This window comes from Tindallia californiensis (assembly GCF_900107405.1).
Lineage (GTDB): Bacteria > Bacillota > Clostridia > Peptostreptococcales > Tindalliaceae > Tindallia > Tindallia californiensis.
Genome location: NZ_FNPV01000006.1, coordinates 182,544 through 206,516, shown reverse-complemented (window position 1 = coordinate 206,516; position 23,973 = coordinate 182,544). Strand labels below are relative to the sequence as shown.

Below are 23,973 nucleotides of genomic sequence, written 5' to 3'. Positions count from 1 at the left end.
TCCACTTGCCCTTCTCGGTTTTCCTTCGCCTATTACCTATAACCTTTTCGCTTATCAACTGCTTTTTGTGGTATAATTAAACTACTAAACCAACCTAAAATCCTTTAAAGGCAGGTTGTAGAGAAAAGGTTATAGGTTACAGGTGAAGTTCAGAAGATTTAAACCTGTGAAAGAGGTGAAATGATGAATACAGCGAAAGATATTATTAAAAAACTGGTTGATGAGATGCCGGAAACAAAGGCTGGAGAAGTGATCGACTTTCTGCTCTTCCTAAAAAGCCGTGAAGAAAGTGAACTTATAATGGAGGATGAAGAGGAAGAGGAGATTCTAGAATTGCTGGAGAAAGAAGAACGGTATACAATAGAGGAAACAAAAAAGCTCATGGAGGAACAATCTATTGAGAGAAATAATTATACTTAAAAATGCAGCGAAATCCATGGGTTCCTATGACAATAAAACCCGCAGCAGAATACTGGAAGCAATTGAAAAGATACCTCGTGGCGATATTAAGAAGCTGAACGGAAAAAAACTGGACAATATTTACCGACTAAGAATTGGAAAGTACAGAGTTGTTTATCAGGCAGACGAAGAAAACATAACGATTGTAAGGGTCGATACACGAGGAGATATATATAAGTAGTAATGATGATGGCCGAATTGGCCTTTTTTTCTGGGTGTAAACCACTTAATCAACAGCAAAAGGAGCCGACCGATGAAAAAGTCCATTATAGGAGAAAAGTCATTTGCATTTGCAATTCGAATCGTCAACCTTTACAAATACCTCACCAACGAACAAAAGGAATACGTCCTTTCCAAACAACTCCTACGCTCCGGCACCAGTATTGGAGCAAACTACAGGGAAGCAACCTGTGCACAAACACCCAAAGACTTTCTTTACAAACTGACACTTTGTCATAAAGAAGCAGCTGAAACAGACTACTGGCTGGATCTGCTAATTCAAACAGGCTATATAGAAGAGGATTTAGCAGCACCATTAAAAGCCGAATGCCTTGAATTGAACAAAATGCTGACGTCGGCTGTAATAAAACTTAAAAGCAGGGTATAAAAAGCAGGTTATAGGTTTACAGGTTACAAGTTAAAGGTTAAAAAGACAGGTTAAAAGTTATCAGGTTACAGGGTACAAAAATCAGGTTAAAAGTTATCAGGTTACAGGGTACAGGTTTTAGATCTTTTGAACTTACCTATCACTTGTAACTTGTTCACCTGTAACCTGTATATTTGTAACACCCTTGTAATGGTATTCCCCCAACTAAAAGAGTATAATGAAAACAGATCATATCATGAGGGATGAATATAGCAACAAAGTAAAGGTACAGTCGAACAGTTACAGGTCACTAATCTTTTGAACTTAACCTATCACTTATAACCTGTACACCTGTTACTTGGTTTTTATCACTTATAACCTGTTCACCTGTAACCTGAACTTTACAGCTTCATTACAAAGCTGTAAAGTTCATTGACCTTGCTTTACCCTGGTGATATAATTGTCCACATGATGGAGGGTTGCGCAGTTCACCCTTCTCTCGGTGCCGGCGACGATGGCAGCTTCAGAAGGTAAACCTTCGCCGGAACCTGAAGAAGAAAGATTCGAAACCTGTACTGAAAGGGGGGAGTCTGTAAGACACTCAATCATACGAGCCAAGTCAAAGACCAATACTTAAGATCTTGCCGGCTTGACTGACCTAACATAGGCTCGTAAAACACCTAAGGCAAGGCCAAACCATATTAAAAGGAGGAAAATAATTAATGAGAAAAAGAATTGCTTTAATTTTAGCTGTAGCTATGCTCTTTAGTGTTATTATGCCTATGAGTGTATCCGCAGCAAGCAGCAACAGCGTTAGCTATGTACCAACAGTTGACGATGAGCACGTATTTGATTCAAGTGATGCACCAGAATTAAGAATCGAAGAAGATAGCACGGGTGATTTCTCTGATGGAGATTCAAGTGCTGTCATGATGGAAACACAGGTTTTCCGTTTAAACCTGACCAATGCAGACTTTGTTAATATTGCTGATATTGCAGCAGATACCAGAGTTCAAGGTGCAGTAGGAAACCCAGGGGTTCCTGGAACTGACGGAACGGTAAGAGTAAGCCGTCGTACAGATACTTCTGTAACAGTAACCGTTAGTGGATTTACAAGAGCGAATGCAGGCGATGACCTTCGAATTGATATCCCTCTTTACACTGAGATGGATAGTGAAGGCGAAGCAAGAGTAACCATCGACCAGCAAAACAGTAACTTGACAGGTGGAACTTACACATTTGCTATCGTGGCTGATGGTGAAACTACAGCTTTTGTAGACGATGTGGAAGATATCTCCAGAGGTCGTTACCAAAGAGCTGGGGACATCATCATCGATGAAGTTACCACAGGTTCTTTATCAAGTGGTGATTCTCACCGTGCAAGATTAAGACTTCCAAACAACTTTGAGTGGGAAAATATTTTAATCCATCAATCAGGTGATGACTACATCAATGAAAGTGGAACTGTAGTGTCATTACCAACTACTGGAGTACCAGCTTCTACTATAGAAGCAAATGAAAGAACTCTAGGAAGAAGTACTATCGTTCGTTTTGAAGGTTGGACTAATGTTGGAACTACAGCAGCTGAAGCAATTCAAATTAACGCTGCTGACACTGAAACTGACGGAAGAGATCTGTCTATTGACTTTACAGTTAATAGTGCACCTGCTTCCAGAGGATCTATCATTATTGGTTCAAGAATCAACGTAACTCGTGATGCTAACTATGGCGAAGTTTCTGTTAACTTAACAGGACGTGGCGATATTAGCAACCAAAGCGGGTTAGTGATTGCAGAATACATGGACTTTGGAGCTGCTTTCGAAGCAGAAGAAGATGGCGAAAAAGAATTCTTTGTTGGTCGATTATTTGACAACAACGACGAAGAATACGAAGTAGAATTTACAATTGAAGAAACTGTTGATAATTCCTTTATTTCAGGAAGAGACATCGACTTTATCTTCCCAGATTGGATACATGTTATTGATGTAGAAGCTTCTGATGATGCAGAAGACGGAACTATTTCTCTTGATAAAGATGGAGAAAATGAATTCTCTTACACCATCGAAGACGATGAAGATGAACTGACTTTCAACGTTAGATTTACGGCTAATGGAAATGCTCCTTTTGATGGAACAGAAGACATTATGATTAAAATCAGCGGTGGCGGTATTGAAGAGATGGAACAAGTTTTAGCAGTAGCTAAAAAGCCAGTAACCGTTGAAGTTGGAGAGCAAGTTGAAATGCTTTCTATCGGTACTATGAAGCAAGATGCTCCAGAAATCCTTATTTCTGAGACAGAAGCAGGCGCTTTAATGGAAGATGGAATGTTAAGATTACACTTACGTGAAACCTATGGCGGAAGCATTCGAATTGATGGATTTGATGTTGAAGTTGTAGAAGGTGATATCGAACTTAAAGACGACGACACTTATGGTGGCGGCGTAGGTATGGAAGTTGAAATTGATGTTGAGTCTACTGAAGCTTCAACTCTTAGATTCTACAACATCAAAATGGACGTTGACAGAAGCGCTCCAATGGGCGAGTACCAAATTGATGTTCGAGGAACTGCTGTAATCGAAAACATCACAGATGATGGTGATTTAATCGGTCGAGCAGATGACTACCAATTCTTTGGTGGCGGAGTTCAAGATGAGTGGAGATCTAACACTAACTTAGCAGGTACAAATTATAATACTGTTAATGATCACGTTGCAGAAATCCTTAAAGAAGCAGACTTCTCTAGTCGAGTATTCAGAGCTGACTACGTATCCGTAGGAACTCCAATCAACTTACAAGAAGACGTAACTCGTGAAGAAGTTTCCATGACAGTTGGTCAAACAACTTACATGGTAGGTAGCGAGCAAATGACAATGGACGTAGCTCCATTCGTACAAGACAACAGACTAATGGTTCCAGTTGCTCATGTATCTAGAGCTCTTGGAGTTTCCAGAAACGCTGTAGTATGGGATGGCGATGCTAGAACAGTAACCATCTATGCAGACAAAGTAATGCAAATGGAAATTGGTAGCAGAACTATGTTAGTAAACGGTGTGCCTTCCGATATGGGAGCAGCAGCAACCATCGTTAGCGAAAGAACTTTTGTACCAGTATCCAGATTTGCTCGAGCTTTAGGAATTGATTACACGTGGGATGCAGCAGCTCAAACGGTAACCTTCCACGAAGAAAAGTAAATTAAAGCAGTAATTCTCTTTACAAAAAGAGCCCGCCTCGGCGGGCTCTTTTCCTATGTCGAAACAACATGAAAGCTCCTGTTTCTCTTTTCTTGTTTAGGGTATCTATACAGATGATCGGCAAAAGATAAATTGATGAGGAGGATAAGGAATGAATAAAATGAAAAGAAGAATGGTATCCATATTGTTGGCAATGTCCTTAATAGTGCCTGTGGCCACTTTTGCGGCTACGGAAAATTCCGTGGGAGAAAGTACGGTCATTGCAACGGAAGAAGCGATTCCCTCTGGGGATGCTTATTTACGCATCCAGGATGACCGAGGGGATATGGGCACAGAGGAGCAACATATCCGATTAACTCTGGAGAATGCAGAATGGGCTCCGGCAGAAGAGTGGAATCCATATGAGTTTCGTTATTATCGGGAGGGGAGCCGAGTTGCCAATGGCAACAACTTTTCCGTTAATATTAGCCGAGTATCTTCCACACGTTTAGATCTTAGGTTTTCCTTGGATCCGGCAGATGTGGGACGTGATGCTGATGAAATTAGAATCCCTTTGAAGGCTTCCGTAAGTAAAGAAGGAGAAGCTACCGTCACCATCGACCCCTTAAACAGTATGGTTTCAGCCGGTGAGTTTGTATTTGCAGAAGGCGTCACCACAGAGGCCATTGTAAGAACCGGGGAAAAAACAACTTTTGGCCCTAGGGAAACAGCAGCCTTAGAAGACATCCGCATTGTAGAGACAGCAGCAGGGTCTATTCCTGAAGACGGTACAATGCGTTTTCGATTGCCACCGGGCTTCCAATGGGTTGAAAACTCAAACTTGGAAATAGAAGGAGAAGGATCTTTTCATGGAAGTGCCAGCTTTACCCTGAAGGATTGGATGCCAGAGGATAGAGAAATTTCTTTTTCTCCAACAGATCTTGGCCTTCAAAGATCAGAAGATACCACCAGAGGATCCATTCACCTTAAAGGGCTGGCTATTACCTCGGATGGTCAACGGTTTGGGGATGTACAGGTAATCACCGCTGGTATTTTAGGCAATCAAAGACTAACCGTTGCAGAATACATGGACTACACCGTATCCGCCAAGGCAGAAGGGTCTAAACCTACTATATATGCAGGCCGTTTTAATAGCTTAGAAGGCGAAGGCTATGAGCTGGCGCCACTAGTCATTGAAGAAGAAATTTTTGCTTCCATGAGCTCTGGTCGATTGGTGGATGTTGTTTTTCCAGATTGGGTTGCCATTACCAAGGTAATGGGCGTGGAGACAGAAGACTTCACAGCAGGAGATCATGCCTTTTCCTTTATCCCTCAACGGGAAAATCAAGATAAAATGCGTTTTGAAATCATGATAGAAACCACCCTGCATCCTTCTGCTCAAGGGGAGATAGAAGCTTCCATTGCCGGAGGAGGCATACCAGAACCGCTTACCGTTACTTTGGGTGAAGCAGTACAACCCGTAAGGATCGATGCAGATCCGGTAGTTTTCGTAGCAGATGATGAAGAAAACCTTTCGCCAGCAATCAAAATCACTGAAAGCTCCTACAGAGGATTGATGGAAGGAGTAATAGAAATTGATCTGGGCATCGGCGAATGGGCTGAAACACCAGAAGTTCAGGTAGAAACTGGAGATCTAGAAATTGGAGATATCCAAATAGAAGGCTCTTTACTCAAGATAACCATCGATACAGACAGCAGCGTTGCTTCTCAGATTCATGTTGCAGAAACACCAGTAACCGTAGAAGGTACCCCAGCCTTGGGCACTTATAGCCTCAGTGTAGGTGGAGATGCCTTGGTAAATAATGCGGTAGAGTCATACTTTGATCAGGAGTATTTTCAGGAACTTGAAATCCTGCAGGTGGCCCTTAACCGCGTCACCCAGGCAGTCTTTAGCCTAGGTAAAAATGCCTACTATGTAGATGGAGAAAGCTATGAACTGGACGTTGCTCCCTTTATAGAAGAAGGACGTTTAATGGTGCCTGTCGCCCATGTATCACGAGCCCTTGGCATTCCCCGTGAAGCAGTGGTATGGGAGGAAGACGCTCAAACCGTTACCGTCACTTCAGAAGACAGCGAAATGGTCATGACCATTGGCAGTGCCATGCTGACCGTAGATGGAGAAGAGAGGGATATGGGAGCCGAAGCCATCATCCTTGAGAACAGAACCTTTGTTCCTATCTCCCGCTTTGCAAGAGGATTAGGTATCGAATTCCAATGGGATGAAGATGCAGAAACCGTAACCTTTGAATTTTAGACATTAAATAAAAAAGCAGACTTCCTTATAAAAAGGGAGTCTGCTTTTTTGTTCTTCTAATAAAAAGCCTTGAAACCTTGCGTAGCAAACGTATTTCCCGTATAATGTATGTGCCAAACAATGAATAAAACAGTTGGAAAAGCAGTTAGAAAAGCAGATAAGAGTTATTAGTTATAAGTTAAGAGTTCAAAAGACACAGGTAACAAGTAAGCAAGTTACAAGTTACAGGGAATAGGTTAAAGCCGTCCCCACTGTGCTCCTTGCCTTAACTCTTGTGACGGCTAGTCTCAATAAAACAAGTTCTCTCTCCCTTGACGGGAGAGGGTTAGGGAAAGGGGGATACAGCTTGTCCGAGCGTTTTTTCAATCGATACGAATTCAAATACCTAATAAATGAAGAAACCGCTGCAAACTTTCTTCGGCTCATCACCCCTCATATGAAGCGGGATCAACATACAGATGATAACGCCACCTATCGGATTAGCAGCCTCTATTTTGATACCCGGGAAAACTTGTTTCTGGATGAATACCTTCGTGGTGAACGCTTTCGCCAAAAATTAAGGCTGCGAGTATACAACACCCCCAACCTATGGGACACCTGTTTTTTTGAAATAAAGAAAAAATTCTCCAAATACGTCAACAAAAGGCGAGCGAAAATAACCATTGGCGAAGCCTATGCTTGGACCCGAGGGGAAAGAACCTTGGAAGAAATGATAAAAATCTTTCCCACAGAAGCCCAGATCCTACGTGAAATCCACTTTCTGATGCAGCTTTACCAGTTGGAACCCCGGGTAGTGATTTCCTACGACCGGCAAGCCTATATGGGGATTTTTGATGAAAATCTAAGAGTTACCTTTGACCGTCATCTCACCAAACGCCACACCCTGTTGGAACCCCATCAGCAAGGCGGAGATCAGCGTTATTTATCAACCGGGAAAGTGGTTTTGGAAGTTAAGACCAATAAAGCCATTCCCCTTTGGCTGGCCAGTACCATTTCAGAGCTGGAATGTCGAAAGCAAACCTTCTCCAAGTACTCCAACAGTTACCACGCACCGGAAATAAGAGAAAAACAGATGAAAAAGCAGTTAGAAAAACAGTTGGAAAAGCAGATAAAAGTTAAAAGTTAAGAGTTCAAAAGATATAGGTAACAAGTAAGCAGGTGACAGGTTACAGGGAATAGGTTAAAGAGAAAAGATAAAGAACAGGAGGCACTTTGGGGACCCACTGTGATGCCTCCCCCACTCTTGACTGTGACCAACCGACCAACTTTCTAAACGGAGGGATCAACATGGAACAACTAACAGAACTACTCCGACTCCACGAAATCGGCGCTCGAGCCACCGCTGTGGAAGTCTTATTTACCATATTCATCTGTTTCGTCTTACAAATGATTATTGGTTACACCTACATACGTACCCACAAAGGAAGATTCTATTCCCAAAGCTTTGTCCACACCATGGTCATTGTTGGGGTGGTTATTTCCGTCATTATTATCGTCATCGGTTCCAATATCGCGCGAGCCTTCTCTTTGGCAGGAGCTCTGTCCATTATCCGATTCCGTAGTGCCATCCGCGATCCCAGAGACGTGGCCTTTATCTTCTTCTCCATGGGCGTAGGGTTGGCCTGTGGTTCCGGTCTTTTTACCGCCGCCGCCTTACTGACCATCCTCCTCAGCCTGATGATTTTCATCCTGGAAGGCACGGATTTTGGTCGAAGAGAAGATAAAGCCAAACTATTAAAAATCACCATCCCGGAAAACCTGAACTACGAAGGACTTTACGACGATGTATTACGTAAATTCACCGATGAATCAACCTTTCTCAGCGTTCGTACCACTAGCCTTGGCACCATGTTTGAACTGGTCTACAGCGTAAAAATCAAACGAGGCATCAGCGAGAAAGAAATGCTGGACGAAGTTCGTGCCCGCAACGGAAACCTTAATGTTTCACTGATCTTAGACCAGCAAATGATGGAATAGATGAAAAGGCAGTTAAGAGATGAAAAGGCAGTTGGATCAGCTTTTATAAAATATGGAATCTCCCCTGCGGCCTATTAACTTTTAACTCATAACTGCTTTTAAAACTGCTTTTAAAGCTGCTTTTAAAACTGCTTTTCCATCTGCCCTAATAATGGTCTTTCAGCGAAACAATCACCAGCTGATGCTGATCAATGGTATAAACCATCCGATGCTCTTCGTTGATACGACGACTCCAATAGCCGCTTAAGTCATGCTTGAGAGCTTCCGGCTTGCCTATACCATCAGCAAGACCTTCCAGCTCAATGCTCTTAATCAGTTTATTGATACGCTTCACTTTGGCAACATCCTTCTGAAGCCAGTACAAATAATCATTCCATGCGTTGTCGGTAAACAGTTTATTCATGGATTAGTTCCCGCTGGGAAGTTTTTCCCTTTTCGTACTGATCAATGCCATCACGAATTTTTTTGTATCGTTCAGGATGACTGAAAATCCGAAAGTTTTCCATTATATTGTTGTACTCAGACTCAGACATTAACACTACGTTTTCACCACGAGACCTGGTAATAATAACCGCTTCAGCATCTTCAACAACCTGGTCGCATACTTCCTTAAAATGACTGCGAACTTTCGAACCATTTAATGCAATCATAAGAACACCTCCTAACTTTATTGTACAACATTACGTACGATTAAGCAAGGAATTAGAAAAGCAGGTTATAAGTTAAAGGTGAATAAGTTATAGGTAAAATCCTCTTCCTTGGCTGATATGCAGTGCATTCAGATCACCCCTCTCCCTGACCCTCTCCTCCGGCGGGAGAGGGTCAGGGAGAGGGGGTTAATCGTTTTTGAATTTACGAACTTACCTGTAACCTCCAACCTGTTATCTGTACCCTGTATCCAAAGGAGCAATCCCTATGAAAAACAAATTTCCAATCTTCATATTCTCACTCATTGCCCTCGGTCTCGTGGGCTTTGTTTTGTTTCTCCAACCAGCCCCACCGGTAGAAGGACTAGTGATTAACGAAGTCATGACCTCCAACGGCGAAACCCTACAGGACGGTCATGGCGACTACCCTAACTGGATTGAAATTTACAACAAAGGCACCGAAACCATCCAGCTAAACGGCGTGTTTCTTTCCGATAACCAGAACAACTTAACCAAATGGCAATTTCCAAAGGTAACCCTCTACCCAGAGTCCCACCTTCTTGTATATGCTTCCGAAAAAGAAAACCCAGTGGCGGAAGAACTTCATGCCAATTTCAGCCTTAGTGCTGGTGGAGACACCCTTTACCTGACAGCGCCAGATGGAGAAACCATTCTGGACGAACTGGACATTGTTCCTCTCCCCCGGGACGTTTCCTATGGACGAATCACCGATGGCAGTGACGCATGGGCCTACTTTCAACCAGCAACACCCGGTCATTCCAATACCCTCTCTCAACCTCTGGAAGAACAGGTAGCGGCCCCGGTGTTTTCCCACACCACCGGCTTTTATCCGGATACCGTTACCCTGGAATTGGAAGCCGAAGAAGGAGCCACCATCCACTATACCCTGGATGGAAGCTGGCCCACGGAAAACGACCCCATCTACACCGAACCGATCACCCTAAACCCGGAAACCGTTGGTCCGGACCACCAGCCAACACCCCTTAGCTTTATTCCGACCGCTTCCGATGATCTGTTTCCCGACTGGGGCTATGACCGCTATCTATACATCCCACCGGCAGAACCTATCACCCGTTATCCGGTGGTCAGAGCCATGGCCGTGAAAGAAACCCATTTGACCAGTCCGGTGGAAACTCATACCTATTTTATTGGCAACGAAGCCGCAGAACATCAATTGCCAATAATCTCCATCGCCGTCAACCCAGAAGATCTGATGGACGAGGACCAGGGCATTTACGTCCCCGGCACTATCTTTGACCAGTGGCGGGAAGAAAATCCGGAAGAACCAGTGACAGGAGCTGTTCCTGCCAATTACAACCAGCGTGGCCGGGAATGGGAAAGACCAGCCCATATGACTTTTATTGAATCCCCCTCGCCCCTGGCGGGAGAGGGTCAGACCTTCAGCCAAAACATAGGCCTTCGCATTCATGGCGGCTGGACCCGGGCTTGGACGGCAAAAAGCTTGCGCCTCTATGCTCGGCGTCATTATGATACAGAACACTGGTTCAACTATGAATTTTTTCCCGGCTATCAAGGAACCGGAACCGGTGAAACCATAGACCGGTACAAACGTCTTATTCTTCGAACCTCCGGCAACGATTGGTCCATGACAATGTTCCGAGATGCGCTGATCCACGAACTGGTAGCCGACACTAAAGTAGATCGGCAGGCCTACCGTCCCATGATCCTCTACCTCAACGGCGAATACTGGGGCATTCATAATCTGAGAGAACGACTGGATCAGTATTACATCATGTCCCATTACGGAATCGAAGAAGACAAAGTGATCGTGATTAATGAACCCTTGCGAGAAGTGGAACGAGGAGTGCCTTCTGATCTGGAAGATTTCGATAAAGACATGCGGGCCATCATGGGCGTATCCCTTAGTGCAGAAGAACGCTACCAACGGGCGAAGGAAATCATCGATATCCCCACCTGGATCGATTACCTGACCACCAGCCTCTATGGTGGAAACATCGACTGGATCGAGAATAACGTTCGCATCTGGCGTACCAGAACCGACGGCTATGATCCGGAAGCTACCTTTGGACAAGATGGCCGCTGGCGCTGGATTCTCTTTGATGTTGACCTGGCCTTTGACTTTCAAGGCTTTGGTTATCAAACCCACAATACAATCGAGTGGCTGGAAGACAAATCAGAACTGTTTCACACCTTGATTCGAAGCCAAAGTTTTCGCCATCAGTTTGTTCAGCGCTACAACGATCTTCTGAACACGATTTACTCAGAACAGAACGTACTCCACATGATCGATCAACTGGCATCCATCTATGAACCGGAAATCTCCAGAATGGTGGAACGCTGGCCTAATTTTCAGTCCCTGGAAAACTGGCAGCAGGAAGTAGACGTGCTACGGCAGTTTGCCTCAGAACGACCAACCCATGTACGGAACCATATGGCAGCAATGTATGACCTGGGAGAACCAGTGGAAATAACCGTCGCCCTACCGGATTCATCCGATGGCGATATCACCCTCAATAGCCTGGAAGATGTCTCCCTGAGAAAGCACGCAAATGTTCTTTCTCCTTCGGGCAATGTCCCCTCTCCCCTGGCGGGAGAGGGTCAGGGAGAGGGGGAAATGCATTTCCCTGAAACCTGTTTTTCTGGTCACTATTTCCCAACCATCCCCATCACCCTGACCGCCTATCCAGCAGAAGGCAAAAACTTCTCCTACTGGGAGATGGATGGGGAACCTTATAGCGATCAAGCCACCATCACCATAACACCGGAAGAAGGAAAGCGGATCCGACCAGTTTTTTGACAAATCATGACAATCGGTCTATGGTAAATGGAGAGCAGGCCTTTGCCATACTAGATCCAACGTGGTAAAATAACCGTAGGATAGTTCGTCCATCCATCCATCAAAAACAAACAAAAACAAACAGGCAGTTCTTTTACCGAAAATAAATAAGGGAGGTTAATCAACAATGAAGAAAAAAGCAACCATTGCATTAGCTTTTATCATGCTGTTCACCAGTATGGTACCAGCCTTTGCCGTAGAATTTACAGACATCAGCGGTCACTGGGGCCGAAACCACATTCAACGAATGGCAGACAAAGGAATTGTTAGTGGCTCAGAGGATCCGAACACCGGACGCCGGGTCTATAAGCCAGACGATCCTGTTACGAAAGTAGAAGCCATTGTGATGCTTTACTCTATGTTAAGAGAAACCGAGCAATTAATTTCACAGAACGATCACACCAGTCGATACCGAAGTATTATGACATCTGCCGATATTCCGGAATGGGCGATGCGTCAGGTGGCCTATGCCATTGAAGCCGAAATCATCAGCACAACGGATCTGGCCGGATTTATGAAAGATGCAGAACCTTATCCGGAACAGCAAAGCGCTGCCAGAGAAGAAGTAGCCATTTACTTTGGAAAAGCCATGGACACAGAAGAGGAAGCGGATCGCACAGCCACCTCCTTAGATTTTAAGGATACGGAGCAAATTAGTAGCAATGCCCTGCCTTATGTGAACCTACTGGTAGAAAAAGACGTTATCTCCGGCGATACGGAGAACAACTTTAATCCGAGACAAACCATTACAAGGGCCGAAATGGCCGCTTTACTGAGCAAAGCCGTAGAAGCGCTGGAAGACAGTGAACCTATTGTGATTCAACTGCCAGATCGAGACGATGAAGACAAAGACAAAGATGAAGATGAGGACGAAAGAGACGATGATCGCCGTAACTGGACCCGTAAAGAAGGAGAAATTCAACGGGTAAACACAGACACCGGCTTGATCTACATTACCTTTGAAGATGAAGACGATGTAGAACTTTACAAAGTAGATCGGAACACAGAAATACTGATTCGGAGCATCGAACATGATCTGATTAACCTGAAGAGAGATATGAAAGGTGAGTTCACGATTAACGAGCGGGATGAGCTGATCCGTATCGATATTGAACCACGGCGTAGCCGGTTTACCGGGTACTTAAGAGTGATCACCGACTTATCTACCCACTACGCTATTGTGGTGGAATCAAGAGGAGATTCAGACAACCGCCGAAGTTTTCGGATAACCGACGATTCAGAAATCATTATAGATGGCAGTTCTTCCAGAGCCAGTCGCTTAGAGAAGGACGAACTAGTAACCGTAGAGTACAATGATCTGGACGTTATCCGAATTGAAAACGACTATGATGACGGACGTGATGAGGAAGTAGAAGGAATTTTAGAAGGCCCCGTTTCTTTTTCCAGCTACCCCTATACCATTCAGGTAAGAAAACATAACCGCCGCTCTGAAGAATACAAGCTGGAGGACAATCCAACGGTTCGGGTAGATAATCGACGAGGGTATCTGGAAGACCTTTCCCGTGGCGACATTGTGGAAATGGAACTGAATCGGGACGGATATGTCACTAGAATTGATGCTATCTCCTTTGATCGGGAAACAAGCTACGAAGGAACCATTCAGCAAATCACCCTGGGACGAACAGATACCATCACCATTATGGACGATGATCGGGAAGAAAGAACCTTTGAACTGGCCGAAGGAGTAGACGTCTTTATTGATAACGACCGAAGCTCTCTTAGTGATTTAAGAGTGAATGCAAAAGTAGAACTACATTTGGAAGGCGGCCGAGTCGTGGAAATTGAAGCAGACCGTCTGCCACGAAGCGATCGGGTGCTTCAGGGAACCATTGACCGACTGGACGATCGACGGGATATCCTGACTCTGGAACACATTAGTCAACAGACAGATCGATACATTAAAACCTCTGTATATGTTACGAGGGATACGATTATTGTGGACAGAGACAACCGAAACATCGATTTTACCAGGTTGCGAAGGGATGACGAAGTGTTAATTAATGGACATTACTCCAACAATGATTTTATTGCGGATAGAATCTTTGTGATTGATTAAGCTGTGATTAGGTAAAAAAAGCCTTATCATCCTAATTCAAAAATGATTCACAAATAGTTCATAAACGTCATGTAATATTTACCAGAATGTAAAGCCATTGTAACCAAAAAACAAACGGATTAAGATATACTGTTACTATAAGAAAAACAACTTACAATTCTCCGAGAGGGAGGGAAAAAAATGAAAGAAAAAATGAAATACGGAGTAACAGGCTTGGCACTGGGCGTTGCCCTCACCCTGTCTGTCACATCCATCTCTGCTTTTACAGAAATGATCAATGTATACCTTCGGCCGGACATTCAATATGTGGTAGACGGAGAAATAAGGCCGATGCCTTCCGGATACACCACATTGGTTCATGAAGGCCGCACTTACGTACCCATGCGTTATATGGCTCAAACCTTAGATGCGGATGTTCTGTGGGACGAGATTACTCAGCGGGTTATCATCACCACGCCACAGCCAGAAGTTCTGCCAGAACCGGAAGAGCCGGAAGAAGAACCCGCCGAAGAGCTTGAAGCGGAAGAAGAGATAGAAGAAGAACCGGCAGAAGAACCGGCAGAAGAACCGGAAGAAGAGGAAGAAGATACCGGACAACCAGCTGGAAATTATCGCCGACTGCCAGTCACTCAGTACCATGAAGATCTGGAAGTAACCGTTAACCTTGTTACCCTTCGAGACAAAGATGGGAGAGAATCAGCTAGTCGCGGACGTGTCGATACCACAAGAGTATATCTGCGGGTAGAGAATGAAGACCGTACCCCTTACGAAATTCGTCAGGGAAAAACCATTGCTATTGTGGATGGGAAAGAATACAAAACCGCTGATGTAGGATTTCAACATTATGACACCAAGTGGTACAAACACCTTCAACGTGATGATGTGATAGAAGGATATATTTCTTTACCGGATATACCAGAAGATGCTAAGGAAATGAGACTCACTATTTTTGCGGAAAAACATGGGGTCAGGCCAGAACTGATTGAAATCGAATTTGATATCGCCCTAGATCTAAAATAATGAATAAACCAATAAAAGCAGGAAGAAGGAGAAATGTTTATGAAAGGAAAAAAGCTACGATTTTTAACGGCGATGATGCTGATCTTCGCCCTTTTGCTCACCTCGTTAATGCCAACTTGGGCAGAAGAGGGAGAAATGCTTGAAGAGGAAGAAAGCTCGACAGCCAAAACACCCTTAACCTTAGAAGAGGCTATCAAAAAAGCAGTGGATAATGACATCAGCCTTCGAAAAAGAGCCAACACCATCGAACAATTGCAGGAATCCAGAAGTAGGCTTCGGGAGTACGATCAAGACACCCGTCCCACCATATCCGATCTGGAAAGTGCTCAGACAGATCCTCAGGCAGCAAGGGGTGTGATGATTTCCTCTGCGACCAGTAAGAACATCGTCATGAACATTATCCAAACAGATATTAATATCCGATCCTTGCGAAACCAAAAAGAAATCGAAGAAGAAAGAATAGGCTATATCCTGGAAGCTATGTTCAACGATATTCGTGAAGTAAAGGTCAATAAAGAATTACTGGAAGATAGACTCAGCTATATGAACACCCTACAATCCCAAGAACGCTTAAAAGCCGAAAATGGAATGGCCAGCCGCTTCTCTTTTAGTCAACTGACGCAGGAAGTCGAAAGAACAGAAAAGAATCGAGACCTGTTAGCCGAATCAGAACGTATTCTGTATGAACAGTTAGGGATTATGACCGGCATTCGAAATATTCATGACTATGAAGCGGTGATTGAATTAATGGAATACCAGCCAGTAGCCGGAACCGCCACCAGCACCTTGGTAAGCCGAGCCGTAGCAGCAGATCCTTATGTGGAAATTGCAGAATTGCAAATTACCAAAGCCGAAACGGATACAAAATTCTTTACCTACACCGGTTCTCCGGCAGATCCACCCTATAAAGTAAAAGAAATCGAAGTAGATAACGCCATTAAAGAACGTAATAATATTCGAAGAAACCTTCGGGAAGTATTGGAAGAGCGGATCAGCAAATTAAAACAGCTGGAAAAAACTATTCAGCAAGGCGAAATGAAAGTCAAACAATTGGAAGAGCAATTAGAAGTACTGGAACTTCAATATGAACTGGGAATGATTATCCGAAACAGTATTACAGAAAAAGAACTGGAAATCAAATCAGAACTGGAAGAGCTGGAAAATCTAAAACAACAACATGCTTTACTGAGAACGCAGGTAACAAAACCTTATCTGGTTCCGGAATATATGCAATAAAAAGCGACTCAAAACCCCGGCCCAGTGCCGGGGTTTTTTGAGAAAAGAAAGGAGAAAAAACCATGAAACAAAGAGCCTCAATACTACTGATGCTTATATTATTGGCAACAAGCGCTGTCACCTATGCCGCCAGCGAAAACTCTGTTAACTATACACCACGGGTGCGAGTGGATCATCTTTTTACCCAGGAAGATGCCCCTCGTCTTCGGATTGAAGAATCGAATCTGGGAGACTTTAGAGAAGATGAACGGATTCGGTTACACCTTGAAAACGCCGAGTGGAAAAACATTGATCAGATACCGGCAGATACCCAGGTAAGAGGTTCAGCTACCGGTGTTCGGGTGAGTCGAGTTACCAGCAGAACCCTTCAGGTAACCCTGGAAAAAGATGAGAGCATCAACGAGAAAGCAGGGTATCAAATCCCCATCTATGCCGAAGCTACGGCTGGTGGTCATGCCACGGTTCGCATTGAAGCTTGGACCGGAGGCGCTACGGCCGAAACCCTCAATTTTGCAGGAGTCGTTGGGCCGGAGAAAACCGGCGATGAGTGGCTAAGAGAAGACATGCCTGGTCATTTTGAAGAAGAAGAAAAACAGGAAGAAAAGCCGAAAGAAAAAAAAGAAGAAGAAGTAATTGAAGAACCGGAAACTCCGGAAGAACCTGCTGAACCTGCTGAACCTGCTGAACCTGCTGAACCGGAAGAACCGGAAACTCCATCGGTTTCTTCAGAAGTGATCTTTTTCATTGATGAAACCGGCTATGTGAAAGACGGTATTTCTTACCCAACGGATGTGGCGCCCTTTATCAAACCTTTACCTGGAGGCGTGGGCCGTACCATGATGCCTGTTCATCATGTATCCTTAGCTCTGGGGGCCGAAGAAGTGATCTGGGACGAAAGCAACCAAAGCGTGACCGTTCACAAAGGAGAAGATACCCTTCAGCTAAAGATTGGAGAATCGGAAATGTTACTCAATCATGAAGTGGTTACCATGGATACACCGGCCATCATTCAACCCACTGGAGATGGCCTGGGCCGTACTATGATTCCGGTTGCTCATTTAGCCCAGGCCTTAGGCGTAGAATATCAATGGAATCCAGAAGATCGTTCTGTCACATTCCAACCCCTTTTCCATCCTTAAAATAAATGGTAGAATATAGGTTGGTTCAATGAATAACAATAAGATTGGGTGATTCTATTGGCAAAAAAGAAAGTAGCACGTAGTGCGAAGATAGATCAAGCACCAAAAACACAACCACCAACGATACTCTCAACGATACCCATTTTCTTAGTAATGCTACTGGTACCCTTAGTGATGAGATTGAAAATAGTTGAGCTGGATCCTCAATCCGCCCAAATATGGATTGAGGGTTCTCATAATCTTGATTTTAATGCATATTGGAAAATGATATTTCTAGTGGTACTAGCCGTTATAACAGGATTTACTATGGTAATGGAATGGATCTTAACAAAAAAAACCTTTGTCTTACGAAAATGGTGGCTACCTGCGGCCATGTTTTCTGTGCTAACCCTTCTTTCGACCTTTTTTTCTTCAAATCCAACGGTGGCTCGGCGTGGAGTTATGGATCATTACGAAGGCATGTGGGCAATTTTAGCCTATATGCTTCTCTTTGTTAGCACCCTCTATCTGGTACAAACCAGTCAGCAAAGACGTTTTGTTCTACACGGTCTTTTGTTTTCCTCCATCATCATCGGAATAATCGGTACGCTTCAGTGGATTGGATATGACCCAATGATTGCTCCCTGGTTTCAACGGATGATGCTACCTCCGGAACTACATCATGCCATTGCGGATAGCGGTCATACGGGAGGCGGCCACAGTGTATACGCAACCTTGGGGAACTCCAACTATATAGGGAGCTTTACAGCATTAACGATCCCTGTTCTTTTAGCGGCTGCTTACATTAATAAAAATCATCGAGTTCTAAAATTTCTTTATGCCATTGCTTCTGTGCTAATGCTCATAACCCTTACTGGTTCGCAATCTAGAGCAGGAATTGCGGCCTTTTTGGCAATGGCGATTATAACCACTACGTTAGTGCTTATAAAAGCCAGTGGAAAAACGAAGAAAGTAGTGTTGGCAGGAAGTATCGGAATGCTCGGTGTTTTAGTGGCTACTGTATGGATGCATCCTCAAATAGTGAACAGAACCATAGCAGAGTTACAACAGAAAGAAAATCCAGCAGGCTTGACAGATCTTTGGATAGAAGAAAACCTCATTACCATGGAAACCATGCAAGGGATCCTACATATTCAATACGAAAAAGATCAGACGATTGTGTTAAAGGATGAGACTGGGAACCCAATCGAAAATTTAGCAGAAAGCCCTTTTGCTGTCTACGAAATATCCCTGGATCACTCCTCAGAGCATCCGGTTCTTTTGGTAGACAATCAAAAAAAAGCAATAGAATTTCCTTATATTAATGATAAATTTCATATAACGGATTTGAAAGGAAAAATTCGACCTTATGAGCGAGTTGAAAAATGGGGCTTTGAAGGAAGAGAAAGTTTAGGGAGTCGGCGTGGATATACCTGGTCAAGAACCCTGCCACTGCTGAAAGATCACTTGCTGATCGGAGCCGGTCCTGGTAACTTTATATTTGAATTTCCTCAAGAGGATTTTTTAGGACAACTTCAGGGATATAATCATCCGAATCGAATCGTCAGCAATCCACATAATCAGTACCTACAGATAGCCATCTATACAGGCCTACTTTCATTGGTGATGTTCATCTTATTGATTGGTCAATTCTTTTGGAACTGGTGTCGAAAAAAGAAACAAAAGCTGGACCTAACAGAGGAAAACCAACTGCTTCTTACGGCAATTACCCTTGGCATTGCAGGATACCTGATTGCCGCCATTTTCAATGATAGTATTGTAGCCATTGCTCCTGTCTTTTGGATATTATTAGCCATGGGAATCCGTTTACAGTCAGAATGCAACCAAGAGGATGATGCGAAAAATGAAAAAACAGAAACCTAAAAGAAAACCAAGCAGTACTCCGTGGCTTAGATGGAGTCTTTGCCTTATTATGATTCTGGCGCCTTTATTTAGAGGCGCTTTTTTTGCTGATGCAATTTTGCTGTTACAGGTGAGCATCTTTTTACTCATGTTGTGCTGGTTAACTTTGAAGGTGGTAAAAAAAGAAACCCTGGAGATAAGAGGACCATTCCACTGGATTCTCTTGTTAATCACTTTAGCCTATTTAATACCGGTGATTACCGGTAAATGGTTTTACTTGGAAGAAAGTATTGGGATGATCCTATGGTATCTATCTCTTGCCGGTATCTTTCTAATGACCCATGAGGTTGCGGAAACATCCTCCAATAGAGAAAAAATGACCCGATGTGTCATTGGTTTGGTATTGTTGCTGTCAGCCATTGCCTGGTTCTCTCTGGCAGGATTCTTTCACTATACGGATGCTGTGTTAGCAGGTCGGTTAGCCTCCACCTTTCAATATCCAAATACCTTAGCCGCCTTAACCATGAGTGCCTATTTTCTTTCCTTAGGAGAATACCAAAAAACTGAAAACCCAAAAGAAAAGAAGGCATTTATGGCCATAGCATGGACTTTCTTTATCACATTAATACTTACCTATTCACGAATTGGATGGTTACTCTTTCCCTTGTTAGCGTTTATTTACTGGAGCATGATCCCCAGAGAGAAAAAAACTTCCTTGGCAGGCGTCTACCTGATCCACTTTTGCATTGCCTTGACATTCCTATCCTTCCACTACCAAATATTGCCTGATCAGGGAAAGTCTTCTCTGGTGCTACTGATAGGACTTTTGCTTGGTATGGGAGCAAACAGTGGGTTACAATACCTAATGGGTAAAGGCGAATTAAGTAAAGTGCTGCACCATCCTAAAAGAAAAATAATAGGAATAGCATTCATCGCCTTTATAGGAGCGGCTACATACTTTTTGCTCCCAGAAACAATTGCCGAAAGAATCAGCCACATCAACCTTGATCAACGAAGTGCATACGAACGCTTTGAATTTAGCAGAAATGCCTTTACAATCTTTTGGGACCAGCCATTAACAGGTTCTGGCGGAGGGGGGTGGGAAGCTCGCTATGAAGCTTTTCAAACCCAGCCGTATACCAGTCGAACAGCACACAGCTTTTTATTTCAAACCATGGTAGAAGCCGGAATATTAGGTACTGTCGCTCTTTTCATTCTTGGGGGAACTCTTTTGTTTCGATTATTGATGGCCCTTCGCAATAAAGAGGTTACCACCCTTTCATTAGTGATGGCCATTTTATCATTACTGATTTACAGTATCTTGGATTTTCATTTGAACTTTTTTTCTGTAGCTGTAATTTTGTGGATAATGATTGCGCTTATTCCATGGCGGCTAGAATATAAAATGCCAGCCTTCTTCACAAGATCCTTAAGTGCGGCTGTCTTATTGCTGATCCTGATACCAGCTTTCCTTTTGTCCGGGGTACGGTTACATGCATATCGTCACCACCAGCAAGGCGTAGAAGCATTGAACCATCATCAAAACATGGAAAAAGCTCAGCACCACCTTCAGAAATCGGTGACATACAATCCGTTTCATCCAATGTATCGTAGCCATAGGGCGGTTGTAGCACCTTCGGAAGAATCCATTGCAATGATTGAACAAGGACTTATCTATGCTCCAAACCACGAAAGATTGTCACAGCAGGCCATCCGTTACTATCTTGCAGCAAACAACAAAGAAAAACTAGAAAAATATGTGGAGCAATACATAAACCATCGACCAATAAAGCCACAGGCCTACGCCTATGTAGCCAATGCATTAAACAAATTAGCAATGATCGAAAAGCAAGCAGGTAATGTCAAAGAAGCCGAAGCATTGTATCAAAAAACCATCAGTTTGATGGAAATATTTGATGAAAAAACCGCTTCACTCACTTTTTCTATCGAACCTGCAGAAGAATTTATAAGATCCATTCAACAAGCACAAAAAGAAGGGGAAGCCTTGAAAAAAAACCTTAAAATTTTTTGCTATCCCACCTCCCTTTTTGCTATTTATAGAGTAGAAGGGAGGTGACTTATATGCCGGTAGAAATTGCCAACCAAAGCTCCAGACTACGTCTTCGATTTATCAATGATATCGTAGACGGACGGGAACAGCTAATGTCCAGAACCTACAGCGGAATCAAAACCGAAGCCGAAGACAGCCAGGTATTGAACGCCGCACAAATTCTCAGCGGACTGCAGACAAAACCCGTTAAAACCATTATCCGCACAGAAGAAAAAGAACTGATCGAAGGCTAGTAAGGCCTAGCCTGAAAATTCATCAACAGAAAGGAGGGAACCCATGAATCAGCGACTAGAACTAAACTTTGTTAAAACCGACGGCGCAGGCGCCAGAATTTCCCTGCCAAACCCAGATACATCTTTGGAAGCAGAAGCCGTTCAAAACGCCATGGAAGCCATGATCGCTACAGATGTCTTTGCACCCGGTGGTGTGGCATTAGCAGCCGCTCAAAGCGCCCGTATTGTTACCACAGAAATCACCGAGCTGGACTTCGAAGTCTAACATAGGAGGTGAATGATGCAGGAACTGCTAACCCCCATTGCCAACCTGGGCTTTCCCATCGTTCTTTCCATCTACCTTTTGGTACGTCTGGAAAGCCGTATGGAAAGCCTGACCATCAGCCTACAGGAGTTGGCCCAGTCCATCAACAGCATGGAGAAAACGTAAAAAGCCATCAGTATCATTAATATCATTAATATCATCAATATCATCAATATCATCAGTAAAAGCCAGGGAAACGGTTGCCATCAGCAGCCATCCCAGGCTTTTTTAAGTTAAGGTTTTCCTTCAAAATATTCCCTCATCAGCACCGCTCCCAACTGAGCCTGCACCATCCGTTGCCTCACCGTTCTCCCCTTATTCAAACAAGGAAACTCCCGCCCACTTTTCAAAACAATTTTTCCCCGACTCGTCACCCTTTCCACCCGATGCCAGTTCACATAACCAATCATCGAATCCCCCTGAATCCGACGACTTCTCGTCTTAAAAGGCACCAGGATCATCTCCCTCCCCAAAGGAATTGGCACCCGATAAGTTACCTGTAATTGTTGGCTCAAATAACGCTGAGCCATTTTTATATTATAAAAACACCCTTCTGTCAGACAAGCCGTAAACCGATCCGCACGAATCGCATACTCCTTTTCCTCATCCTCCCGGCAAAGCATTTTCATCCCCTCTCCATAACCCGCCAGCTGGACCGGGTAAAAACCCTCCACTTCCAAAGGTCGCTCCCTTACCATTTTCAATGCCGACGTTACCTCTTTTTCCGCCTTCTTCTCCCGATTTCTAATGGCCATATACCGTCTCCTTCCTTAGAACTTCACTCAAGAACTTTACGCAGTGGCTATCCTTATCATACGAAAACCCATCGAGTAAGTCAATGAAAAATCGAAAATATGTTCGATTAAGCAGGCGAACCCCTTGCCAAAAGCCACCATTCACCAGAGAGAAAAAGCCCCTTCTCCCTCCAAAGAAGAAAATTCACCACCGAATCACGCCCTTTCCACTTTTGAATCCCATCCCCTTTTCTTCTAAGATAAAGCTAACCGGTAATTCAAAGAGGATGCATCCTCCAAGAGAGGAACTATGAAAAAAACAGCACAGGAAATTCAAACATTAGCCCTAAGGATTCAACAGGGAGAAGAAATCCCAGAAGAAACCAGGTACCAGATTGAAAAACTGATCCATCATCTAAAACCACTGATTCTGGCGTTGCATCGAAAACATAAGACGGTTTTCGACAGTTCAGAAGACGCCCTTCAGGAAGGAGCCCTCACCCTGCTGGAATGCCTGAAAAACTACGATTCCACCCAAAGGGTTCCCTTTATTGCCTATGCCCAGCAACAATTACGGTATCACTTTTATAAAGGCTATCGGAGAAAACGCCTCCTGCTGACCTTAGACGCTCCGGCGGCTCAGTTGATGGAAGATATCAGCGAAACCAGAGGTAACCAACTGCCAGACACCTCCGAAACTGCTGAGGAAATGCTGCTTCGGGAAGAAGAGCTAAAAGCCCTGTCTTCCTCCATGCACCACCTGAACAACAAGGAAATCAATCTGATCTACCAACACTATATCCGCCAGCTACCATTAAAAGAAGTGGCCGCCGACCTAAACCTTCACCCCGTTACCCTCAGTCGCCAAAAAGCAGCGGTATTAGGAAAACTTAAAAAGCATATCAACCCTACCCCCTAACCCGAAAGGAGAATTCCATGACAAACAGAACCAACCACATTCAAATATCCAAGAATTTCCATCTCCACGAATTTCAGTGCAAAGACGGCAGCCATCAGGTCCGCCTTCATCCCACCCTACTCAACAAACTCCAACAACTACGGGATCAGATCAATCGTCCCATTATTATCACCAGCGGCTATCGGAATCCAGAGCATAACCGGCGGGTAGGTGGCGCTCCTAACAGCCAACACCTGCTGGGCACCGCCGCCGATATCCGTGTTAACGGCCTCAGTCCCACCCAACTGCTCCCCCAGGCTGAAGCCGTCGGCTTCACCGGTATTGGCCTTTATCAAAACTTCCTTCATGTGGATATTCGTCCCCATCCTGCCCGTTGGAGAGGGTAACACACCATCTTTTAAGCACCACATGGGTCCCCCTCTAAAACCCTTGACAACACAACTAA

At 44.0% G+C, this 23,973-nt stretch carries 22 protein-coding genes; 19 read left to right on the top strand and 3 right to left on the bottom strand.

What is annotated here, in order from left to right; genetic code table 11:
- The first annotated feature begins 183 nt into the window (after positions 1-183).
- The 7 genes from BLV55_RS09985 (at position 184) to BLV55_RS09955 (ending at position 8,467) form a co-directional block, all read left to right on the top strand.
- Complete coding sequence (locus tag BLV55_RS09985) at positions 184-420, top strand: hypothetical protein (protein WP_093313951.1); 237 nt, start codon at positions 184-186, stop codon at positions 418-420.
- Positions 398-640 (top strand): type II toxin-antitoxin system RelE family toxin, encoded by a 243-nt coding sequence (locus tag BLV55_RS09980; protein ID WP_093313949.1) that lies wholly within the window; start codon positions 398-400, stop codon positions 638-640. The genes BLV55_RS09985 and BLV55_RS09980 overlap by 23 nt, the downstream gene beginning before the upstream one ends.
- A 72-nt stretch (positions 641-712) precedes the next feature.
- Positions 713-1,066, top strand: a complete 354-nt coding sequence (locus tag BLV55_RS09975; RefSeq protein WP_093313947.1) for a four helix bundle protein — start codon at positions 713-715, stop codon at positions 1,064-1,066.
- Between the two features lie 908 nt (positions 1,067-1,974).
- On the top strand, positions 1,975-4,236 hold the full coding sequence (locus BLV55_RS09970; protein ID WP_176968365.1) for a copper amine oxidase N-terminal domain-containing protein: 2,262 nt from the start codon (positions 1,975-1,977) through the stop codon (positions 4,234-4,236).
- A gap of 151 nt (positions 4,237-4,387) precedes the next feature.
- A complete protein-coding gene (locus tag BLV55_RS09965; RefSeq protein WP_093313943.1) occupies positions 4,388-6,490 on the top strand; it encodes a copper amine oxidase N-terminal domain-containing protein in 2,103 nt (700 codons plus the stop codon).
- Positions 6,491-6,836: 346 nt separating this feature from the next.
- Positions 6,837-7,616: a polyphosphate polymerase domain-containing protein gene (locus BLV55_RS09960; RefSeq protein WP_176968364.1), complete on the top strand. Its 780-nt coding sequence runs from the start codon at positions 6,837-6,839 to the stop codon at positions 7,614-7,616.
- 161 nt (positions 7,617-7,777) lie between these two features.
- Positions 7,778-8,467 (top strand): DUF4956 domain-containing protein, encoded by a 690-nt coding sequence (locus BLV55_RS09955; protein WP_093313939.1) that lies wholly within the window; start codon positions 7,778-7,780, stop codon positions 8,465-8,467.
- A 145-nt stretch (positions 8,468-8,612) separates the two neighbouring features.
- Here the strand turns inward: BLV55_RS09955 and BLV55_RS09950 are convergent, their stop codons facing one another.
- Both BLV55_RS09950 and BLV55_RS09945 read right to left on the bottom strand, forming a co-directional pair.
- Complete coding sequence (locus BLV55_RS09950; RefSeq protein WP_093313937.1) at positions 8,613-8,870, bottom strand: Txe/YoeB family addiction module toxin; 258 nt, start codon at positions 8,868-8,870, stop codon at positions 8,613-8,615.
- Positions 8,863-9,117 carry a type II toxin-antitoxin system Phd/YefM family antitoxin gene (locus tag BLV55_RS09945; protein ID WP_093313935.1) on the bottom strand — a complete coding sequence of 85 codons (255 nt, stop codon included), beginning with the start codon at positions 9,115-9,117 and terminating at the stop codon, positions 8,863-8,865. Before BLV55_RS09945 ends, BLV55_RS09950 begins: the two co-directional genes overlap by 8 nt.
- Before the next feature lie 265 nt (positions 9,118-9,382).
- Between BLV55_RS09945 and BLV55_RS09940 the strand changes: the two genes are divergently transcribed.
- The 10 genes from BLV55_RS09940 (at position 9,383) to BLV55_RS09895 (ending at position 22,001) form a co-directional block, all read left to right on the top strand.
- A complete protein-coding gene (locus tag BLV55_RS09940; RefSeq protein ID WP_093313933.1) occupies positions 9,383-11,914 on the top strand; it encodes a CotH kinase family protein in 2,532 nt (843 codons plus the stop codon).
- Between the two features lie 166 nt (positions 11,915-12,080).
- The gene (locus BLV55_RS09935) at positions 12,081-14,030 is read left to right on the top strand and encodes an S-layer homology domain-containing protein (protein WP_093313931.1); all 1,950 of its coding nucleotides are present in this window, start codon (positions 12,081-12,083) and stop codon (positions 14,028-14,030) included.
- 180 nt (positions 14,031-14,210) lie between these two features.
- The gene (locus tag BLV55_RS09930; protein ID WP_093313929.1) at positions 14,211-15,050 is read left to right on the top strand and encodes a stalk domain-containing protein; all 840 of its coding nucleotides are present in this window, start codon (positions 14,211-14,213) and stop codon (positions 15,048-15,050) included.
- Positions 15,051-15,089: 39 nt separating this feature from the next.
- A complete protein-coding gene (locus BLV55_RS09925; RefSeq protein ID WP_093313927.1) occupies positions 15,090-16,286 on the top strand; it encodes a hypothetical protein in 1,197 nt (398 codons plus the stop codon).
- Positions 16,287-16,348: 62 nt separating this feature from the next.
- Positions 16,349-17,425 (top strand): stalk domain-containing protein, encoded by a 1,077-nt coding sequence (locus tag BLV55_RS09920; protein WP_093313925.1) that lies wholly within the window; start codon positions 16,349-16,351, stop codon positions 17,423-17,425.
- A gap of 57 nt (positions 17,426-17,482) precedes the next feature.
- On the top strand, positions 17,483-19,288 hold the full coding sequence (locus tag BLV55_RS09915; RefSeq protein ID WP_093313923.1) for an O-antigen ligase family protein: 1,806 nt from the start codon (positions 17,483-17,485) through the stop codon (positions 19,286-19,288).
- Entirely contained in the window at positions 19,269-21,344 is a 2,076-nt protein-coding gene (locus BLV55_RS09910; protein WP_176968363.1) for an O-antigen ligase family protein, read from the top strand. The genes BLV55_RS09915 and BLV55_RS09910 overlap by 20 nt, the downstream gene beginning before the upstream one ends.
- Before the next feature lie 5 nt (positions 21,345-21,349).
- Positions 21,350-21,571, top strand: a complete 222-nt coding sequence (locus BLV55_RS09905) for a DUF1659 domain-containing protein (protein WP_093313919.1) — start codon at positions 21,350-21,352, stop codon at positions 21,569-21,571.
- Positions 21,572-21,614: 43 nt separating this feature from the next.
- Positions 21,615-21,836, top strand: a complete 222-nt coding sequence (locus BLV55_RS09900; protein ID WP_093313917.1) for a DUF2922 domain-containing protein — start codon at positions 21,615-21,617, stop codon at positions 21,834-21,836.
- 15 nt (positions 21,837-21,851) lie between these two features.
- Complete coding sequence (locus tag BLV55_RS09895; protein WP_093313915.1) at positions 21,852-22,001, top strand: YvrJ family protein; 150 nt, start codon at positions 21,852-21,854, stop codon at positions 21,999-22,001.
- Between the two features lie 107 nt (positions 22,002-22,108).
- On the opposite strand, the gene BLV55_RS09890 is transcribed toward BLV55_RS09895, so the two are convergent.
- The gene (locus tag BLV55_RS09890; RefSeq protein ID WP_093313913.1) at positions 22,109-22,630 is read right to left on the bottom strand and encodes a hypothetical protein; all 522 of its coding nucleotides are present in this window, start codon (positions 22,628-22,630) and stop codon (positions 22,109-22,111) included.
- A gap of 289 nt (positions 22,631-22,919) precedes the next feature.
- On the opposite strand from BLV55_RS09890, the gene BLV55_RS09885 reads away from it, so the two are divergent.
- Both BLV55_RS09885 and BLV55_RS09880 read left to right on the top strand, forming a co-directional pair.
- Positions 22,920-23,528: a sigma-70 family RNA polymerase sigma factor gene (locus BLV55_RS09885; protein WP_093313911.1), complete on the top strand. Its 609-nt coding sequence runs from the start codon at positions 22,920-22,922 to the stop codon at positions 23,526-23,528.
- Positions 23,529-23,545: 17 nt separating this feature from the next.
- Entirely contained in the window at positions 23,546-23,914 is a 369-nt protein-coding gene (locus BLV55_RS09880) for a YcbK family protein (protein ID WP_093313909.1), read from the top strand.
- Positions 23,915-23,973: the final 59 nt, after the last annotated feature.

Coding starts and splice junctions, on each gene's coding strand:
- BLV55_RS09965 (WP_093313943.1), top strand. CDS start 4,388: ATGAATAAAATGAAAAGAAGAATGGTATCCATATTGTTGGCAATGTCC.
- BLV55_RS09940 (WP_093313933.1), top strand. CDS start 9,383: ATGAAAAACAAATTTCCAATCTTCATATTCTCACTCATTGCCCTCGGT.
- BLV55_RS09985 (WP_093313951.1), top strand. CDS start 184: ATGAATACAGCGAAAGATATTATTAAAAAACTGGTTGATGAGATGCCG.
- BLV55_RS09890 (WP_093313913.1), bottom strand. CDS start 22,630: ATGGCCATTAGAAATCGGGAGAAGAAGGCGGAAAAAGAGGTAACGTCG.
- BLV55_RS09910 (WP_176968363.1), top strand. CDS start 19,269: ATGAAAAAACAGAAACCTAAAAGAAAACCAAGCAGTACTCCGTGGCTT.
- BLV55_RS09975 (WP_093313947.1), top strand. CDS start 713: ATGAAAAAGTCCATTATAGGAGAAAAGTCATTTGCATTTGCAATTCGA.
- BLV55_RS09885 (WP_093313911.1), top strand. CDS start 22,920: ATGAAAAAAACAGCACAGGAAATTCAAACATTAGCCCTAAGGATTCAA.
- BLV55_RS09880 (WP_093313909.1), top strand. CDS start 23,546: ATGACAAACAGAACCAACCACATTCAAATATCCAAGAATTTCCATCTC.
- BLV55_RS09920 (WP_093313925.1), top strand. CDS start 16,349: ATGAAACAAAGAGCCTCAATACTACTGATGCTTATATTATTGGCAACA.
- BLV55_RS09930 (WP_093313929.1), top strand. CDS start 14,211: ATGAAAGAAAAAATGAAATACGGAGTAACAGGCTTGGCACTGGGCGTT.
- BLV55_RS09925 (WP_093313927.1), top strand. CDS start 15,090: ATGAAAGGAAAAAAGCTACGATTTTTAACGGCGATGATGCTGATCTTC.
- BLV55_RS09935 (WP_093313931.1), top strand. CDS start 12,081: ATGAAGAAAAAAGCAACCATTGCATTAGCTTTTATCATGCTGTTCACC.
- BLV55_RS09950 (WP_093313937.1), bottom strand. CDS start 8,870: ATGAATAAACTGTTTACCGACAACGCATGGAATGATTATTTGTACTGG.
- BLV55_RS09955 (WP_093313939.1), top strand. CDS start 7,778: ATGGAACAACTAACAGAACTACTCCGACTCCACGAAATCGGCGCTCGA.
- BLV55_RS09900 (WP_093313917.1), top strand. CDS start 21,615: ATGAATCAGCGACTAGAACTAAACTTTGTTAAAACCGACGGCGCAGGC.
- BLV55_RS09970 (WP_176968365.1), top strand. CDS start 1,975: ATGATGGAAACACAGGTTTTCCGTTTAAACCTGACCAATGCAGACTTT.
- BLV55_RS09905 (WP_093313919.1), top strand. CDS start 21,350: ATGCCGGTAGAAATTGCCAACCAAAGCTCCAGACTACGTCTTCGATTT.
- BLV55_RS09895 (WP_093313915.1), top strand. CDS start 21,852: ATGCAGGAACTGCTAACCCCCATTGCCAACCTGGGCTTTCCCATCGTT.
- BLV55_RS09945 (WP_093313935.1), bottom strand. CDS start 9,117: ATGATTGCATTAAATGGTTCGAAAGTTCGCAGTCATTTTAAGGAAGTA.